Source organism: Klebsiella sp. I138, from assembly GCF_051131765.1.
GTDB lineage: Bacteria > Pseudomonadota > Gammaproteobacteria > Enterobacterales > Enterobacteriaceae > Klebsiella.
The window spans coordinates 2,308,861-2,326,982 of record NZ_CP180447.1 but is presented as its reverse complement, the minus strand read 5'-3'; the positions used below and the strand labels follow the sequence as shown (position 1 = coordinate 2,326,982).

Genomic DNA, 18,122 nt, shown 5'->3' with positions numbered 1-18,122 from the left:
CCTCTTATTCTGGCTACAGTTATTCTGACGATGCTTCCAGTTGCGGGCAACCATTCCGGGAGAGGTCCTCTCTCCTTTTCTTAGGCAATGAGAAAATATGCATGATTATTGCATGCAGACAAGTGCGTATATTAAGCCCGCTTGTTAACGGGCATTGAGAAGGAATAAGAGATATGACCGCCTTTGGTAAAAAATGGTTAACAGGTCTGATTACGGGTGCGTTGATGGCCGTCTCTGCCGGTTCACTCGCGGCTGAACAAAAAACCCTGCATATTTATAACTGGTCTGATTATATTGCGCCGGATACGGTGGCAAATTTTGAAAAAGAGACCGGCATTAAAGTGGTGTACGACGTTTTTGATTCCAACGAAGTACTGGAAGGTAAATTAATGGCGGGCAGCACCGGCTTTGACCTGGTCGTCCCGTCAGCGAGCTTCCTTGAACGACAGCTGGCAGCTGGCGTCTTCCAGCCGCTGGATAAGAGCAAGCTGCCGAACTGGAAAAATCTTGATCCGGAAGTCCTGAAGCTGGTTGCGAAACATGACCCGGATAACAAATATGCGATGCCGTACCTGTGGGCGACTACTGGCATTGGCTATAACGTCGACAAAGTGAAGGCCGTGCTGGGTAAAGATGCGCCGCTCAATAGCTGGGATCTGGTGCTCAAGCCGGAGAACCTTGAAAAACTGAAAAGCTGCGGCGTCTCTTTCCTCGATGCGCCGGAAGAGATTTTTGCCACCGTCCTGAACTATCTGGGTAAAGATCCGAACAGCACCAAAGCTGATGATTACACCGGTCCGGCAACCGACCTGCTGCTGAAGCTGCGGCCAAATATCCGCTATTTCCACTCCTCGCAGTACATTAATGACCTTGCCAACGGCGATATCTGCGTTGCTATCGGCTGGGCTGGCGATGTCTGGCAGGCGGCGAATCGCGCGAAAGAAGCGAAGAATGGCGTGAACGTCTCCTACTTCATTCCAAAAGAGGGGGCGATGGCGTTCTTTGATGTCTTCGCGATGCCAGCGGATGCTAAGAATAAAGATGAAGCTTATCAGTTCCTTAACTATCTGATGCGCCCGGAAGTGATCGCCAAAATCAGCGACCAGGTCTACTACGCCAACGGTAACAAAGCCTCTACGCCGCTGGTCAGCGAAGCGATTCGTAGTAACCCGGCTATCTATCCACCGGCTGATGTGTTTGCCAAATTGTTTACTCTGAAAGTTCAGGATCCGAAGATTGACCGCGTACGCACGCGTGCGTGGACGAAAGTCAAAAGCGGGAAATAAAACCTGACGGCCCGGTTCGCCGGGCCTGAAAAGGTCTGACCTGGCCGGGTGGATTCCCCGCGCGGCCGGGCAACAAACGGATAAAAGTGTAGCGAAAACATGCACCAGGATGGTGCACCTGCACTGTAAAGTTCAATGTATGGCAACCGGGCCATACGGTGGTTAGTTTTTTGCCGGAGAGCACCAAAGTGAACGACGCAATTTCCCGCCCACAGGCGAAAACCCCCAAAGCGCTGACCCCGCTGCTGGAAATCCGTAATCTGACGAAGTCCTTCGACGGGCAACACGCTGTCGATGACGTCAATCTCACCATTTATAAAGGCGAAATATTTGCCCTGCTGGGCGCATCCGGCTGCGGTAAATCGACGCTGCTGCGCATGCTGGCAGGCTTTGAAGAGCCGACGGCCGGGCAAATTATGCTCGACGGCGTTGACCTGTCACGCGTGCCGCCCTACCAGCGGCCAATCAATATGATGTTTCAGTCCTACGCGCTGTTCCCCCATATGACGGTGGAGCAGAACATTGCCTTTGGTCTGAAGCAGGACAAGCTGCCGAAAGCGGAAATTGCCAGCCGGGTGCAGGAGATGCTGGCGCTGGTGCATATGCAGGAGTTCGCAAAACGCAAGCCGCACCAGCTTTCTGGTGGCCAGCGGCAGCGCGTGGCCCTGGCCCGCAGCCTGGCGAAGCGGCCAAAACTGCTGCTGCTTGATGAGCCGATGGGCGCGCTGGATAAAAAACTGCGTGACCGCATGCAGCTGGAAGTGGTGGATATTCTGGAGCGCGTGGGAGCGACCTGCGTCATGGTGACCCACGATCAGGAAGAAGCGATGACCATGGCCGGACGTATCGCCATCATGAACCGCGGTAAGTTCGTGCAAATCGGCGAGCCGGAGGAGATCTACGAGCATCCGACAACCCGCTACAGTGCGGAGTTTATCGGCTCGGTCAACGTGTTTGAAGGGTTGGTAAAAGATCGACTGGAAGATGGCCTCGTGCTGAATTCACCGGGGCTGACGCACCCGCTGAAGGTCGATCCGGATGCTTCCATCATCGATAATGTGCCGGTGTGGGTCGCTCTGCGCCCGGAAAAAATTATGCTCTGCGATGAGCCGCCGGCGGATGGCTACAATTTTGCGGTAGGAGAGGTGATTTATATCGCCTACCTCGGCGATCTGTCTATCTACCACGTACGCCTCAAAAGCGGGCAGATGATTAGCGCTCAGCTACAAAACGAACACCGTCATCGTAAAGGTACGCCAACCTGGGGTGATGAAGTGCGTTTGTGCTGGGATGCCGACAGCTGTGTTGTTCTGACGGTGTAAGGAGAGGGCGATGAGTACATTAGAACCACCGGCCGGGGTGAAAAAAACGGGCGGTTTTGCGCTATGGCTCACCCGTTTACAGATGGCGCACGGTCGCAAGCTGGTGATCGCGCTGCCCTATCTGTGGCTGATCCTGCTGTTTCTGCTGCCGTTCCTGATCGTTTTTAAAATCAGCCTGGCGGAGATGGCACGGGCGATCCCTCCCTATACCGATCTGTGGGCCTGGGCGGACGGCCAGCTCACGCTGACGTTGAACCTCGGCAACTTCCTGCAGCTGACCGATGATCCGCTTTATTTCGAAGCCTATTTGCAGTCGCTGCAGGTGGCGGGAATTTCAACGTTCTGCTGTCTGTTGATGGGATATCCGCTGGCATGGGCAGTGGCGCACAGTAAGCCGTCAACGCGCAATATTCTGCTACTGCTGGTTATCCTGCCATCGTGGACGTCATTCCTGATCCGCGTGTATGCGTGGATGGGGCTGTTGAAAAGCAACGGCGTGCTGAATAATTTTCTGCTGTGGTTGGGGGTTATCGATCAGCCTCTGGAGATCCTGCATACCAACCTGGCGGTCTATATCGGCATTGTGTATGCCTATCTGCCGTTCATGGTGCTGCCTATCTATACTGCGCTGACGCGGATCGACTACTCGCTGGTGGAGGCCTCGCTGGATCTGGGCGCCAGACCGCTGAAAACCTTCTTCCAGGTGATCGTCCCGTTGACCAAAGGTGGGATTATTGCCGGTTCGATGCTGGTCTTTATCCCGGCGGTAGGGGAGTTCGTGATCCCGGAACTGTTAGGCGGCCCGGACAGCATTATGATCGGGCGCGTTCTGTGGCAGGAGTTCTTTAATAACCGCGACTGGCCGGTTGCCTCGGCGGTGGCCATTGTGATGCTGCTACTGCTGATCGTACCGATCATGTGGTTCCACAAACATCAGCAAAAACAGATGGGGGATCATGGATGAATGATTTGCCGGTAGTCCGTTCGCCGTGGCGAATTTTAATCCTCGTGCTCGGCTTTACCTTTTTATATGCGCCGATGCTAATGCTGGTGATTTACTCATTCAACAGTTCGAAGCTGGTGACGGTATGGGCCGGTTGGTCAACCCGCTGGTATAGCGAGTTATTCCACGATGATGCGATGATGAGCGCCGTAGGGCTGAGTCTGACCATCGCCACCTGTGCGGCGACGGCAGCGGCGATTCTGGGCACCATTGCCGCAGTCGTGATGGTGCGCTTTGGCCGCTTTCGCGGATCGAACGGCTTTGCCTTTATGATTACCGCGCCGCTGGTTATGCCGGATGTGATTACCGGGCTGTCGCTGCTGCTGCTTTTTGTGGCGCTCGGGCACGCGATCGGCTGGCCGTCGGATCGCGGCATGTTGACCATCTGGCTGGCACACGTGACCTTCTGTACGGCCTATGTGGCGGTGGTGATTTCATCGCGGCTGCGTGAGCTGGACCATTCAATTGAGGAGGCGGCGATGGATTTAGGCGCGCCGCCGCTGAAGGTCTTTTTCATCATAACGCTGCCGATGATCATGCCGGCGGTTATCTCCGGCTGGCTGCTGGCGTTCACCTTGTCACTGGACGATTTGGTTATCGCCAGTTTTGTTTCCGGCCCGGGGGCCACTACCTTGCCGATGCTGGTCTTCTCCAGCGTGCGCATGGGGGTAAACCCGGAAATCAACGCCCTGGCGACCTTAATCCTCGGCGTGGTCGGTATTGTTGGTTTTATCGCCTGGTATTTGATGGCTCGCGCAGAAAAGCAGCGGGTACGTGATATCCAGCGTGCAAGACGGAGCTGAAGCCCCTAAAATCTACGGTAAAACTGGTATCGGCGTCGCGATGGTGCGGCGCCGTTTTCATGGAAGACGTTTCCGTTGGGACTGTTTACAAAAACTCGTTCATCTCATGCACGCCTTAACGTTCCTGCGCTGGTGCAGGTGGCGGCGTTTGCCATAATTTTGATTCGTGGCGTGGACCTGCTGATGATCCTGAATCAGCTGGGTGTCGAAGGGATAGAGGACTTTATTCACCGCAGCGTGCAGACATGGACCCTGACGCTGGTGTTTCTCTCCAGTCTGCTGCTGGTCTTTGTCGAGATATGGTGCGCATTTTCACTGGTGAAAGGGCGTAATCTGGCGCGCTGGATCTTTCTCCTGACGCAAATTATCGTCATCGGCTATCTCTGGGCGGCTTCGCTGGGATATGGCTACCCGGAGCTGTTCAGCATCGCCGGTGAGTCAAAACGCGAAATACTACGTTCTCTGGTGGTGCAAAAACTGCCTGATTTGCTGGTGCTGGTGCTGCTCTTTGTTCCGGCGTCGTGTCGACGATTTTTCCGACTGCAATAACGGTGATACAATCCCCGCCCCTGATTTTTTGAAGGTCTTTTTATGCACTGCGCACTCTATGACGCGGGCCGCTGCCGCTCCTGTCAGTGGCTGGAACGGCCGTTACCCCAACAGCTCGCCAGTAAAATGGCCGATCTCAGAACGTTGTTGGCTGACAGTCCGGTGGCGACATGGTGTGAACCGGTTTCCGGCCCGGAAGCCGGCTTTCGCAACAAAGCCAAGATGGTGGTCAGCGGCAGCGTTGAACGCCCGCTGCTGGGCATGTTGCACCGCGACGGAAGCGCTGAAGACCTGACCGAATGTCCGCTCTACCCGGCCAGTTTTGCGCCGGTATTCGCCGTGCTGAAGCCGTTTATCGCCCGCGCCGGGTTAACGCCCTATAGCGTCGCGCGTAAGCGCGGCGAACTGAAGTATCTCCTGCTGACGGAAAGCCAGCTGGACGGTGGCATGATGCTGCGTTTTGTACTGCGTTCATCGACCAAGCTTGAACAGCTCCGCGCCGCGCTGCCGTGGCTGCAGGCGCAGCTGCCGCAGCTGAAAGTGATTACCGCCAATATTCAGCCGGTACATATGGCCATTATGGAAGGCGAGCAGGAGATCCTCTTAAGTGACCAGCCTGCGCTGGAGGAAAACTTTAACGGCGTACCGCTGTGGATCCGCCCTCAGAGCTTCTTTCAAACAAATCCGACCGTTGCCAGCCAGCTGTACGCCACCGCCCGGAATTGGGTGCGCCAGCTGCCGGTGAATCATATGTGGGACCTGTTCTGTGGGGTGGGAGGCTTTGGTCTGCATTGCGCCACCGCGCAAATGCGTCTGACCGGGATTGAGATTGCGCCGGAGGCTATCGCCAGCGCGAAGCAATCTGCCGCCGGACTGGGCCTGACCAATCTCCATTTTCAGGCGCTGGACTCAACGCAGTTTGCTACCGGCGAGGGAGACATTCCTGACCTGGTGCTGGTCAACCCACCGCGTCGCGGCATCGGACGCGAGCTGTGCGACTATTTATGCCGGATGGCACCGCCCTTTATTATCTACTCCAGCTGTAACGCGCAGACGATGGCGAAAGATATTGCGCGACTCCCGGGCTATCGGGTTGAACGAGTGCAGCTGTTTGATATGTTCCCGCACACCGCCCACTACGAAGTGCTGACGCTGCTGGTTCGCGAAGTTTAAACAAAATGTGAACTCTTCTGTTGGCATAAATCGGGTAAGCTTGGCTAATAACGGCGTGTAATTAGCGGAGCAATACCTATGGCAAAGAAAATCCTGTTGGTCGAAGATGACGACGATATTGCCGTTTTGCTGCGTTTGAATCTGCAGGACGAGGGATATCAAATTGTCCATGAGGCGGACGGCGCTCAGGCGCTGGTGCAGCTGGAAAAGGGCGGCTGGGATGCGGCAATCCTTGACCTGATGCTGCCCAATGTCGATGGTCTGGAGCTTTGCCGCCGCATTCGCCAGATGACCCGCTACCTGCCGGTGATTATTATCAGCGCTCGCTCCAGCGAGACGCATCGTGTACTGGGGCTGGAAATGGGCGCGGACGACTACCTGGCCAAACCGTTTTCGGTCATCGAACTGGTTGCGCGGGTGAAGGCGCTATTCCGTCGCCAGGAGGCGATGGGCCTGAATTTGCTGATGGACGCGGGACGTATTGATTGCCACGGTATGAGCATCGATCCGCTTGCACGGGAAGTCAGACTGCGCGATGAACCGGTGGATTTGACGCCCCGCGAATTTGACCTGCTGTACTACTTTGCCCGCCATCCCGGTGAGGTCTTTTCCCGTCTGGCCCTGCTTGACCGCGTCTGGGGTTATCAGCACGAAGGCTATGAGCATACGGTGAATACGCATATCAACCGCCTGCGCAGCAAAATCGAACATGACCCGGCGGAGCCGGAAATCATTCTGACGGTCTGGGGCAAGGGCTATAAATTCGCCCCTGCACGTAAAGGAGCCGGGCAATGATGCGTCGATTAAGCCTGAGCCAGCGCCTGGCACTGGTGTTTACCTCGCTGCTGTTGCTTTGCGCGGTGGCGGTCTGCCTGGTTCAGCTGTACAGCAGTGCGCAATACGGTAACGCTATGGTCCAGCGCCTTTCCGTCGGGCTGGCGCAGCAGATCGTTGCTCGCGAACCACTTCTTGATGCGCAAGGGCAGGTCAATCGAGAGGCGCTGAAGCCGCTTTTCGATCGTCTGATGGTCTTTAATCCCAGCGTTGAGCTGTATCTGGTCTCTCCGGAAGGCGAACTGTTGGCCGATGCCGCGCCGCCGGGCCATATCAAACACCAGCGTATCGATATCGCGCCGATACAGACGTTTCTTTCCGGCGGCACCTGGCCCGTGTACGGAGACGATCCGCGGAGCCAGGACCAGCGCAAAGTCTTTAGCGTCGCACCGTTGAACGTTGACGGCCAGCTGCGCGGCTATCTCTATATCATTCTGCAAGGGGAAACCTTTAATGAACTGGCGGCCAGCGCCTGGCAGAAAACGCTGGGGAGCTTGCTTGTCTGGACGCTGCTGCTGGTGGCCCTGTTTGGCCTGTTAGCCGGTGGGCTTGCCTGGTATTGGGTGACGCGCCCGGTACGTCAGCTGACCGCGCAGGTGGGGATCCCCGGTGAAGACAGCATGGGGGCGATCAAACTACTGGCGGCGCAAACCCCGGACCCGCAGCCTGGAAATGAAGTGGCAATTCTGCACAACCGGTTTATCGACCTGGCCCGCCAGATTGCCGGGCAGTGGGATCGGCTGGCGGACAGTGACCGCCAGCGCCGTGAGTTTATCGCCAATATTTCTCACGACCTGCGTACGCCGCTGACGTCGCTGCTGGGATATCTGGAGACTCTGACGCTGAAGGCCGACCGGCTGAGTGCGGAAGAGAGTAAGCGCTATCTCAACATTGCGCTGCGCCAGGGGAATAAAGTTCGCTCTCTCTCCCAGCAGCTGTTTGAACTGGCGCGCCTGGAGCATGGCGGTATCAAGCCGCAGCCGGAGAAATTTGTGCTGGCGGAACTGGTTCAGGACGTGGCGCAGAAGTTCGACCTGGCGATTGCCACCCGACATATACGCTTGCAGCTTTCGCTGGCGGGGGGATTACCGCCGGTAATGGCGGATTTATCGATGATGGAGCGAGTGCTGACCAATTTACTCGATAACGCGATTCGTCATACGCCGGATGGCGGTAACATTAGCCTGACGGCGCGTCAGCAGGGGGCAGAGATGGTGGTTGAGGTTGCCGATAGCGGCCCCGGCGTAGCCGGTGAGTTGCGGGCTACGCTATTTGAGCGTCCTTCGGTGCTTGAACCCGGTCAGAGCCCTGAATCGCGAGGAGGGCTGGGGCTGATGATCGTGCGTCGGATGCTGCAACTGCACGGCGGTGATATTCATCTGGTGGATGTGCCAGCAGGCGCCAGCTTCCGCTTTACCCTGCCGTTACGCTCATAGCGCGTGACCGTTCCCCGGACGTGCTGTACTGGCCGGGGCGACGGTCATTTTGGATAACCCGGGTAAGGCGGTTGCGCCGTGCCCCGGGTCAGCGGAGGATTATTCCGGGAACCACTGATTGCTGATTTTCTGGTACGTACCGTCCGCTTTAATCGCTTTCAGTGCGCCATTGAGTTTTTCCAGCAGTGCTTTGTTGTCCGGACGTACCGCGATGCCAAGACCGGTGCCGAAGTATTGCGGGTCGGTTACTTTAGGCGTGGCCACGCCCAGCTGCGGGTTGGTCTTCAGCCACTCATTCACCACGGCGGTATCGCCAAACACCCCGTCAATACGGCCATTTTTCAGGTCGATAATCGCGTTCTGATAGCTGTCATAGGCGACGGTTTTGACTTCCGGATGTTTGTCCTGCAGGTATTTCTGGTGAGTGGTGCCGTTTTCCATACCAATACGTTTGCCTTTCAGATCGGCAAAGGAGTGGAAGGCGTCTTTTTTGGCAATCACCAGCGCCGAGTTAGCGTAGTACGGATCGGTAAACGCGACCTGCTTGCTACGCTCCGGGGTAATGTCCATCCCGGAAATGACGGCGTCATATTTTTTAAATTTCAACGCCGGGATCAGGCTATCGAAAGCGTGGTTGGTAAAGGTACAGTCGGCCTGCATCTGTTTGCACAACGCTTTCGCCAGATCAAGATCGAAACCGACGATCTGATTGTTGGCATCCATGGATTCAAACGGCGGGTAGGTGGCGGAAACGCCAAAGCTGATTTTCTCTGCGGCCGTTGCGTTGAATGCGGCAGTGGCGAACACTGCGGCTAACAATAACTTCTTCATGCGTGTTGCTCCCGTCTGTCTATATTGTTGTCTTTCGTCGTTTCCTGACGTCAAATAACCATGCCAAAAAATGAATTTATATTCAATAAAAATGTATTTTTATTTACTTTTGTGCGGGAAATTTGTGCAAAAGGTCAGTGAGATGGAGCAATCCAACGACCTGTTTATCACTGTTAATCACCGGCAGGACGGCGATCGGGCCCGGCTGATGCTGTTCCATGACGCTTAACGCTTCATCAATCAACTGATGCTGGCCAATACAGGTCGCAAAAGTGTTCATCAGTTCCGTCACCGGGGTGCGTAAGGAGAGGTTGTTGTACATCACAAAGCGGCGGATATCACCATCAGTGATGATGCCTTCCAGTTCCTGACTGGCGTTAACAATCAGTACTGCGCCAGACAGGTTGCGGGTCATGGTGAACAGGGCGTCCAGAATCGTGGTATCGCGATCGAGTCGGCAGGCTTTCTCCCCGCAGCGCATCATTTCATTGACCGTAACCAGCAGCTTTCTACCCAGCGAACCGCCGGGATGATAGCGGGCAAAATGCTCTTTGCTGAAGTTTCTTTGCTGCATCAGGGTGACGGCGAGGGCATCTCCGATGGCCAGCGCCAGAGTGGTGCTGGATGTCGGCGCAAGGTTAAGGGGGCAGCATTCGCGCTCTATTTGCGCTGAGATGACCACGTCGCTGTATTGCGCCAGGGTAGAATCAGGGGCGCCGCAAATCGAGATAATCGTGACGCCTGTTCGCCTCAGCGCGGGGAGCATATTAAGGACTTCCGCCGTTTCGCCGCTGTTGGAGAGAAGGAGCACCACATCTTCACGGGTTACACCGCCAAGATCGCCATGCAGCGCTTCGGCGGGATGAAGATAAAACGAGGGCGTACCGGTGCTGGCGAGCGTTGCCGAAATTTTATGCGCGATATAACCTGGTTTACCAATCGCACTTACGACGACCTTACCCGGTGAATTTAATATAATATCTACGGCCTCAACAAAACTGCTATTAATATTAGAGGTTGCGTTAATAATTGCGTTGGCTTCTTCTTGCAACACGTTACGCCCTCTGTTAATTATTTCTTCGACAATGCTTATTTTATTGTTCATGGCGGATTCCCTTAGTGGCTTATCATTATTATGGTATGTCCTGTCACACTACTCTTTTTATTTTGTGTTTTAGTGAATGAGGTGTGAATTTGTGATTTTATTCACATCTCAGTATTTTAAAAACGGTTAGCTTAAAAATCGAGTGAAGCTAACGCTCAGTGAGATATTGTCATGACACGTTATTCAAAAGCTCAAAGAGTGCATCGTATTATTGAGATGCTTGATGTTAATCATTCTACTACCATCAATCTGTTAGCTGAATATTTTACAGTTTCACATATGACGATTCGCCGTGATATAGAAGAACTGCAAAAAATAGGTCAGGTGAAAGTGATTTTCGGCGGGCAGGTTATTAGGGGGTTTATTAACGAAAGCCCTGATTATAAAAATAAAGCACAGCATAATATTACTGGAAAGAAGGAGATTGCATTGCAGGCCTACAAGCTGCTGCGGCCGGGCGATATCGTATTTATGGATGGTGGTACGACCGTGAAACAACTGGCGTGGTTAATTGATATTCCACTCACGGTGATAACGAATGATATATCCACTGCCTATATATTAAATGACCGAACCAGTGTGAAGTTAATTATTTGCCCGGGGGAATTAGTCAGGGAAAGCCGTTCGGTCTATTGCAGCGAGACGTTACGTTATCTGAGCGAACATTATACCGACCTGGCTTTTATCGGTGCCGACGGGTTCGATGAGAGCTATGGCGCAATGACTACCACGCAAAGTAAAGCGGACTGTAAGTGGATGGCGATTAGCCGCGCGGCAAAGTCGGTTCTGCTGGTGGATGAGAGTAAAAGGAAAGTGTTCTGCCATTACAAAATAGCTGATCTGGCGGAATTCAATCAGGTCATTGTTAATAGCGATCCGCTTATGACATGACATTAACCCGATACAGAGAGGGAAGCACTGTGAAAATTGCAATAATTGCGGACGATTTAACCGGCGCAAATGCGACCGCTGCGCTATTGAGTACCAAAGGGTTCACGACCATGACCTGCCTGGATAACCAGGCCGATAAGGCGGAACGTTTTGATGTGGTTTCATTTTCAACAGATTCCCGATCTGTGACTTCAGCTGAAGCCTACAAGCGGGTGGCAGAATGCGTGGCAAAGATTAACCCAGAGCAGACATTGATCAGTAAGCGTATTGATTCAACGCTGCGCGGTAATCTGGGGGCTGAAGTGGATGCCGTGATCGACAGCTTTCCACATATGATGGCTATCGTTGTGCCCGTGTATCCTTCCAGCGGACGCATTTGCGTTGGAGGGTCGCTGCTGGTGGATGGCATTCCGCTACAAAATACAGCGATGCGTAACGACCCTAAAAACCCGATGCTGGAATCATCGGTGGTTGAGCTGTTTCATCAGCAGACGAACAAAAATGTGAGTTATATTTGTCTGCGCGACGTTCTCAGTGGCGAGACTACGCTGACGAAAAAGCTGAAGGAGTTATATGGCGGCAATGTACGTATTGTCATCATTGATGCGACAACCGCCGATGATATTCAGCAAATAGCGCAAGCGGTTCAGAAAGCAAAAATCCCTTACTTTTGTGTTGATCCTGGTGTGTTTACCGCGCAGATGGCGTGGTTAAAATTTTCATCCGGCCGCCGCCGGACCAATAAGGTTTTATTAGCCATCGGCAGTGTTTCTGACTTAACCCAGCGACAAATAAAGAAGCTGCGTTATGAACGAGAAGTTTATATTGAAACCGTGTCGGCAGAAGATTTAATCAATTTCTCTCTTAAGCCAGAAAGTGCCGCGCAGTTGGTCAACCGCTTAATTGATAAAACCCGCGCCTATGATGTCATCGGTATCGACTCTGTAGAGGCCCCTGAACATATTCTAAGGCTGGATGTTATCGCCAAAAAATTCGCAGTCGATAACCATGAGGTCAGCTGCATGATTAATCGTGGTATCGCTGAGGTGGTCGCGCAGGTATTAAAGAAAGATAAATCTCCGATCAGCGGGCTTTACGGCAGCGGCGGTGATGTGATGGTCAGTATTACCAAAAGATTAAAAGGCAGCGGCGTAGTTTTAAAAGATGAGGTCGAACCGCTTGCCGTCTATGGCGAGCTAGTCGGGGGACTGGCCGATGGTTTGCCACTCATTACCAAAGGGGGTTTTGTCGGTAATGATAATACGCTGGTTCACTGTGTCGATTATTTAGTCACCAAAGTATCGAGTAACACCGCAATCGCAGAGACTGTATAAATATAAAAGGAGTTAATTATGAGACCGTTGGTTGTTATTCCAATGGGGGATGCTGCTGGCATTGGCCCGGAAATTACCGTAAAAACACTGGCCTCGGAGCAAGCACAAAAATATTCCAGAATGGTTGTTGTCGGCAATAAACATGTCCTCGCACAGGCGATAAAGTTTTCTGGCGTATCGTTATCTATCCATGTCATCAAAGCGGTAAGTGATTATCTTGACCGCCCTGGATTAATGAATCTGCTCGAGGTGGGGGAGCTCGACTGCGACTCACTCAAACTCGGTGAAATTCAGGGGCAGTGTGGCAGAGCAGCCTATGACTGCATTGAGAAAGCGATACAGATGGCGCTGGGCGGGGAAGTTGACGCCGTGGCGACCACGCCGATTAATAAGGAGTCGCTTAAGGCCGGAGGCGTCGATTTTATCGGTCATACCGAAATATTTGCTCACCTTACCGGTGCCCACGATCCGCTCACGCTGTTTCAGGTGCGCACTCTGCGAGTTTTCTTTCTGACGCGCCATCTCTCCCTTGTTGAGGCGATCCAGAGCCTGACGCCTGAAAAAGTGTGTGATTATGCCGTTCGCTGTACACGCACATTACAGCAGCTGGGCGTGCCGCAGCCAAGGCTGGTGGTTGCCGCTATTAATCCGCATGGTGGGGAGCATGGACTGTTTGGCCACGAGGACGACGAGGTCCTGTTGCCCGGAATTGAGCTTGCGCGCGAGCAAGGTATTACGATCGACGGGCCTAAACCGGCCGATAGCGTGTTCTATTTTGCTTTGCAGGGGGCATGGGATGCCGTGCTGTCGCCCTATCATGACCAGGGGCATATCGCCACTAAAATGGTGGATTTTCACCGCACCATTTCAATCACCGGCGGCATGCCCATTCTGCGAACGTCCGTTGACCATGGGACCGCAAATGATATCGCCGGCAAGGGAATTGCCGATCCGGTTAGCCTGATTGAGGCCGTCAGGCTGGCGGCACTGTACGCGCCCTATTACAAAAAACAATAACGCGCGGCGGGCATCGCCGCCCGCCGCTTCAATTCGAGGTGAGTATGTCTTATAAACCAGTGGAAACCGCTGCGGCGGGAATGAGTCCGGTATTGAAGGGCGTATTGGTCCTGTGTATTGGTCTCATCATTTTTAACCTCGGCGGTACCAGCGGGGAAGAGTTAAGCAGTTTCCGCGTGATCGGCGGGTTGCTGGTCGCGATTGTGGCGCTGCTGTTTATGATCCTTAAAACGCGTATTCCCGCATTTCCGGCGCTGATCGTGGCTGCCGTCATTACCGGCTCGCTAGGTGGGATGAAAAGCGAACTGATGATTGCCTCAATCACCAAAGGCTTTGGTGGAACGCTGGGGCATATTGGCATTGTGATTGGCTTTGGCGTGATGATGGGCTCAATGCTGCAGATGAGCGGTGCCTCCAGGCGTATGGCTATTTCGTTTATCAACTTGCTGGGGAAGGGGCGTGAAGAGCTGGCGCTGGTGATGATCGGCCTGATCGTGTCAATGGCGGTATTCTGTGATTCTGCATTTATCGTGCTGGTCCCGCTGGTGAAAGCGATCTCGCGTTCAACAGGGAAATCGGTGGTTGGATTGGGGGCGACGCTTGCGGCCGGGTTGGTCATTAGCCACAGCATGATCCCGCCAGCCGTTGGGCCATTTGGTGTGGTATCGCAATTCAATATGCCAATCGGACGATTTATGCTGTGGAGCATGGTCGTGGCGGTACCGGTGGCGATTGCGGGATTTTTATATACCCGACGCCTCGGTGACGCTATTTTCCTGATCCCAACGGAAGACGGCAGTGGTTTTACCCGTGACCGCCTCGTCCCAGGTACGGAAAGCGTGCAGCAAGAGGACGCCCTCCCGGGTAAGGCCATTTCATTCGCACCGCTGATGGTGCCGATTGTGCTGATTTTGCTGGCCACCTTCCTGAAGGAATTTGGCAATATTGAGTCTGATGTGAATGCCTGGCAGCAGTCGTTAGTTCAGATGTTTATCGCCGTAGGTCATCCCGTTACCGCGGTAGGGATCGGGTTGCTGATTGCGATTATTGGTCTCGGGAGTCGCTACGAGCGTAAAGAAGTGACCCAGAATATGGAGAATGCGATACGCTCCGCGGGGATTATCTTTTTGGTCATCGGCGGTGGCGGGGCGCTGGGGATGGTGCTGCGTGATTCAGGCGCGGGTAATATGATAGCTGAATATATTATTCAGATTGGGGTGCCGGGGGTCCTGCTGCCGCTGACAATTTCAACGCTGGTGCGCTTAATTCAGGGGTCTGGCACGGTGGCGATGATTACCGCAGCCAGTATTACTGCGCCGATGATCGGCACGTTAGGCGTGGATCCGATAATCGCAGGCCTGGGCTGCACGGTCGGCTCCTTTATGTTCTCCTACTTCAATGATGCGTATTTCTGGGTCGTTAACCGATCGCTGGGCGTAACGGAGGTGCAGGAGCAAATCAAAGTGTGGAGTATCACCTCAACGATCCTTTGGGCGACCGGTTCAGTGACATTACTGTTGATTAATATGCTGTTCTTTTGAAGGATGTAAAAAAGGGATCCTTTTCAGGATCCCTTTTTTGCTTAATTCCGACGTTCAAACGCCAGCGCTTTCCGCTCCACCAACCGCATCAGCAACGTCAGCAGACCGTTTACGATGAGATAGACGATACCGGCTGCGCCGAACACCATGACGTCGTAGGTCCGCCCGTACAGCAGCTGACCGTGCCCCATGACTTCCATTAACGTGATGGTGTAAGCCAAAGAGGTGCTTTTGAAGACCAGCACCACTTCGTTGGAATAAGAAGAGAGGGCGCGTTTAAAGGCATACGGCAGCAAAATTGCCAGCGTGTCTTTCTTGTTCATACCCAGCGCGCTACAGGACTGCCACTGGCCATCAGGGATAGCGCGGATCGCACCATAAAACAGCTGAGTGGTATAGGCCGCACTGTTGAGTGACAGAGCAATCATGGCGCACAGCCAGGGTTCAGAAATCAGATGCCACAGCACCGGGTAGTTCTGCAAAGAGGGGAACTGACCTGGGCCATAGTAAATCAGGAAGATCTGTACCAGCAGCGGCGTACCGGTAAATAAGGTGATATAGGCGCGAACGATCCACACCACAACCGGCGTTTTCAGCGTCAGGACGATGGTAAAGATCAGCGACAGAATCAGCGCGACGACGATCGACGCCGCCGTCAGCGTCAGGCTGGTGTGCAGCCCCTTCAGCAGTTCGGGTAAGTAATCGAGCATCAGCCTGGTCTCCGTTCGAAGCGCGTCGCCCGTTGGTCAATACGCTTGAGGATGTACTGACTGAGCAGGGTGATAACCAGATAGATGGCCGCCGCGATGATATACCAGTTGAAAGGCTCCTGGGTGCGGGTGGCGATGCTCTTGGTTTGCAGCATGAGATCGTTGACGCTGATTAAACTGACCAGTGCGGTATCCTTCAGCAGAACCAACCATTGGTTGCCAAGGCCCGGTAGCGCATGGCGCCACATTTGCGGCATCACCAGACGAAAGAAAATCGCCCCTTGTGACAGCCCCAGCGCCTGGCCGGACTCCCACTGCCCCTGCGGTACCGCCTTCAGCGCCCCACGCAGGGTTTGCGAAGCGTAAGCCGCATAAAGCAGAGACAGCGCAATGGCGCCGCACATGAACGGGCTGACGTCGAAGTTTTCAATCTGCATCTGTACCGGAATCTGCACAAAGCCGAGATTGATTGTAAAACCGTCAGAGAGCGTGAGCAGCAGCTGTGAGGAGCCGAAATAGATAAACAGGACGACCAGAATTTCCGGTAGCCCGCGCAGAACCGTGACCACGCCGGTTGCGAACCATGCCAGCGGGCGCCATTTCACTGACTCCAGCACGGCAAACAGCATCGCCAGTACGAGGCCGATGACCAGCGCGCAAACGGCAAGGCCGACGGTCATCCCGGCGGCACTTGCTAATGGAAAAATTTCATTCATTTAGCGTTACTTCTGAAACCATTTGCTATAGATGGTCTGGTAAGTCCCATCTTTTTTCACTTTTTCCAGCGCAGCGTTAAATTTCTGCTGCAGTTCGGTATTGCCCTGACGAAGCGCAATGCCGAGACCGGTACCGAAGTAGTCTTTATCCGTGACCTTATCGCCGACCGCGCCCAGCTTCGGATTGCTCTTCAGCCACTCGGTTACGACGGCATTATCGCCAAACACGGCATCAATACGACCGTTCTGCAGGTCCAGCTTCGCATTCTGGTAGCTGTCGTACGGCACGGTAGTGATTTCAGGGTGTTTGTCATTAATAAATTTCTGGTGCGTGGTTCCGTTCTGGACACCGATTTTTTTGCCTTTCAGCTGCTCGATACTGGTGAATTTGTCCTTTTGACCAACGAACAGCGCGGAGTTTTCATAGTACGGGGTGGTGAACAGAACCTGCTTTTCACGTTCAGGCGTGATATCCATCCCGGCCATCACCGCATCAACGCGGCGGAATTTGAGGCTGGGGATCAGACTGTCGAAGGCCTGGTTGCTAAAGGTACAGGTGGCGTCAATTTCTTTACACAGCGCGTTAGCCAGATCGACATCAAAGCCGACAATTTTATTGTTGGCGTCAATCGATTCGAACGGAGGGTAGGACGCCTCGGTGGCGAAACGAATGGTCTGGGCGGCAGTAGCTGAAAGGCTCATGCTGGCCAGGATCGCGGCAATCAGTACTTTTTTCATCGTCATTTCCCCGAAAAACATCAATGTGAAAGATAGTTTTTAAATGCGTCAGTCTGCGGATGCGTGAAGCAGCTGGCATCCCCTTGTTCAATGATGTGACCATTTTCCATGTACACCACGCGGCTTGCCGTTTTGCGCGCCACTTCCACTTCGTGGGTGACGATAACCTGCGTAATGCCGGTACCGGCCAGCTCGCGAATAATGCTGACGATCTGAGCGGTGATTTCCGGATCGAGTGCTGCCGTAGGTTCGTCAAACAGCAGAACCTGAGGTTCCATCATCAGCGCCCGCGCAATGGCGACACGCTGCTGCTGTCCCCCGGAAAGATGCAGCGGATAGCGATCGCTATAGGGCTTGAGGCGAAGACGCTCCAGCAGCTTCTCGGCGCGAGCGAGCGCCTTTTCTTTTGTTAAGCCCAGCACGCGGCAGGGAGCTTCAATCAGGTTTTGCAGCACGGTCAGGTGCGGCCACAGATTGTACTGTTGGAAAACCATACCCACGTTCTGGCGCAGCTCACGAATGGCTTTGTCAGAAGGCGTTTTGGTAAAGTCGAAGTGGTTACCGGCGATATGTAATGTCCCGGAACGCGGCATCTCCAGCAGGTTGAGTACGCGAAGCAGCGAGCTTTTCCCGGCGCCACTTGGGCCGAGCAGCACCAGCGTTTCCCCCTGCGGGCAATCCAGCGTGATGTCGAACAGCGCCTGATGTGCGCCGTAGAAGCAGTTAATGCCGTTTAGTTTAATACTCATCTGGGCTGTCTGATACGAATAGCTATTGAGGCCGCAAATACTACCTTTGACAGAATAGTTATGCAATATTTATGCGTTAAAAGT

General features: G+C 53.8%; 18 protein-coding genes. 12 read left to right on the top strand and 6 right to left on the bottom strand.

The genetic code is table 11. The features are described 5' to 3' along the window. The first annotated feature begins 173 nt into the window (after positions 1-173). The 8 genes from potF (at position 174) to ACMYSK_RS10805 (ending at position 8,406) form a co-directional block, all read left to right on the top strand. Positions 174-1,286, top strand: a complete 1,113-nt coding sequence (gene potF / locus ACMYSK_RS10840) for a spermidine/putrescine ABC transporter substrate-binding protein PotF (RefSeq protein WP_434642905.1) — start codon at positions 174-176, stop codon at positions 1,284-1,286. A gap of 188 nt (positions 1,287-1,474) precedes the next feature. Beyond that, on the top strand, positions 1,475-2,608 hold the full coding sequence (gene potG / locus ACMYSK_RS10835) for a putrescine ABC transporter ATP-binding subunit PotG (RefSeq protein WP_434642902.1): 1,134 nt from the start codon (positions 1,475-1,477) through the stop codon (positions 2,606-2,608). A 10-nt stretch (positions 2,609-2,618) separates the two neighbouring features. After that, entirely contained in the window at positions 2,619-3,572 is a 954-nt protein-coding gene (gene potH, locus ACMYSK_RS10830) for a putrescine ABC transporter permease PotH (protein ID WP_434642900.1), read from the top strand. Next, positions 3,569-4,414, top strand: a complete 846-nt coding sequence (gene potI / locus ACMYSK_RS10825; protein ID WP_004859959.1) for a putrescine ABC transporter permease PotI — start codon at positions 3,569-3,571, stop codon at positions 4,412-4,414. Before potH ends, potI begins: the two co-directional genes overlap by 4 nt. A gap of 75 nt (positions 4,415-4,489) precedes the next feature. Beyond that, positions 4,490-4,963 carry a YbjO family protein gene (locus tag ACMYSK_RS10820; protein ID WP_434642896.1) on the top strand — a complete coding sequence of 158 codons (474 nt, stop codon included), beginning with the start codon at positions 4,490-4,492 and terminating at the stop codon, positions 4,961-4,963. Between the two features lie 42 nt (positions 4,964-5,005). Further along, positions 5,006-6,136, top strand: a complete 1,131-nt coding sequence (gene rlmC, locus ACMYSK_RS10815) for a 23S rRNA (uracil(747)-C(5))-methyltransferase RlmC (protein WP_434642893.1) — start codon at positions 5,006-5,008, stop codon at positions 6,134-6,136. Positions 6,137-6,214: 78 nt separating this feature from the next. Continuing rightward, positions 6,215-6,931, top strand: coding sequence for a response regulator transcription factor (locus ACMYSK_RS10810; RefSeq protein ID WP_434642890.1), 717 nt, complete (start codon positions 6,215-6,217; stop codon positions 6,929-6,931). Continuing rightward, the gene (locus ACMYSK_RS10805) at positions 6,928-8,406 is read left to right on the top strand and encodes an ATP-binding protein (RefSeq protein WP_434642887.1); all 1,479 of its coding nucleotides are present in this window, start codon (positions 6,928-6,930) and stop codon (positions 8,404-8,406) included. The genes ACMYSK_RS10810 and ACMYSK_RS10805 overlap by 4 nt, the downstream gene beginning before the upstream one ends. 99 nt (positions 8,407-8,505) lie before the next feature. Here the strand turns inward: ACMYSK_RS10805 and artJ are convergent, their stop codons facing one another. Then, positions 8,506-9,237 carry an arginine ABC transporter substrate-binding protein ArtJ gene (gene artJ, locus ACMYSK_RS10800; protein WP_434642886.1) on the bottom strand — a complete coding sequence of 244 codons (732 nt, stop codon included), beginning with the start codon at positions 9,235-9,237 and terminating at the stop codon, positions 8,506-8,508. 103 nt (positions 9,238-9,340) lie between these two features. Beyond that, positions 9,341-10,342 carry a KpsF/GutQ family sugar-phosphate isomerase gene (locus ACMYSK_RS10795; protein ID WP_434642884.1) on the bottom strand — a complete coding sequence of 334 codons (1,002 nt, stop codon included), beginning with the start codon at positions 10,340-10,342 and terminating at the stop codon, positions 9,341-9,343. A gap of 171 nt (positions 10,343-10,513) precedes the next feature. Here ACMYSK_RS10795 and ACMYSK_RS10790 point away from each other — a divergent pair, with 171 nt between their 5' ends. Genes ACMYSK_RS10790 through ACMYSK_RS10775 form a run of 4 tightly spaced genes read left to right on the top strand, consistent with a single transcriptional unit; the run spans position 10,514 to position 15,125 of the window. Beyond that, a complete protein-coding gene (locus ACMYSK_RS10790; protein ID WP_434642881.1) occupies positions 10,514-11,233 on the top strand; it encodes a DeoR/GlpR family DNA-binding transcription regulator in 720 nt (239 codons plus the stop codon). Between the two features lie 29 nt (positions 11,234-11,262). Beyond that, a complete protein-coding gene (locus tag ACMYSK_RS10785; protein WP_434642879.1) occupies positions 11,263-12,567 on the top strand; it encodes a four-carbon acid sugar kinase family protein in 1,305 nt (434 codons plus the stop codon). Between the two features lie 18 nt (positions 12,568-12,585). Next, a complete protein-coding gene (gene pdxA / locus ACMYSK_RS10780) occupies positions 12,586-13,584 on the top strand; it encodes a 4-hydroxythreonine-4-phosphate dehydrogenase PdxA (protein WP_434642876.1) in 999 nt (332 codons plus the stop codon). Between the two features lie 44 nt (positions 13,585-13,628). Next, positions 13,629-15,125, top strand: coding sequence for a GntP family permease (locus tag ACMYSK_RS10775; protein WP_434642875.1), 1,497 nt, complete (start codon positions 13,629-13,631; stop codon positions 15,123-15,125). A gap of 41 nt (positions 15,126-15,166) precedes the next feature. On the opposite strand, the gene artM is transcribed toward ACMYSK_RS10775, so the two are convergent. The 4 genes from artM to artP are packed head-to-tail and all read right to left on the bottom strand — an operon-like array spanning position 15,167 to position 18,038. Then, a complete protein-coding gene (gene artM / locus ACMYSK_RS10770; protein ID WP_434642872.1) occupies positions 15,167-15,835 on the bottom strand; it encodes an arginine ABC transporter permease ArtM in 669 nt (222 codons plus the stop codon). Beyond that, positions 15,835-16,551, bottom strand: a complete 717-nt coding sequence (gene artQ, locus ACMYSK_RS10765) for an arginine ABC transporter permease ArtQ (protein WP_434642869.1) — start codon at positions 16,549-16,551, stop codon at positions 15,835-15,837. The genes artM and artQ overlap by 1 nt, the downstream gene beginning before the upstream one ends. Before the next feature lie 6 nt (positions 16,552-16,557). After that, a complete protein-coding gene (gene artI / locus ACMYSK_RS10760) occupies positions 16,558-17,289 on the bottom strand; it encodes an arginine ABC transporter substrate-binding protein ArtI (RefSeq protein WP_434642866.1) in 732 nt (243 codons plus the stop codon). A 20-nt stretch (positions 17,290-17,309) separates the two neighbouring features. Beyond that, positions 17,310-18,038, bottom strand: a complete 729-nt coding sequence (gene artP / locus ACMYSK_RS10755) for an arginine ABC transporter ATP-binding protein ArtP (RefSeq protein WP_434642863.1) — start codon at positions 18,036-18,038, stop codon at positions 17,310-17,312. Between the last annotated feature and the right edge of the window lie 84 nt (positions 18,039-18,122).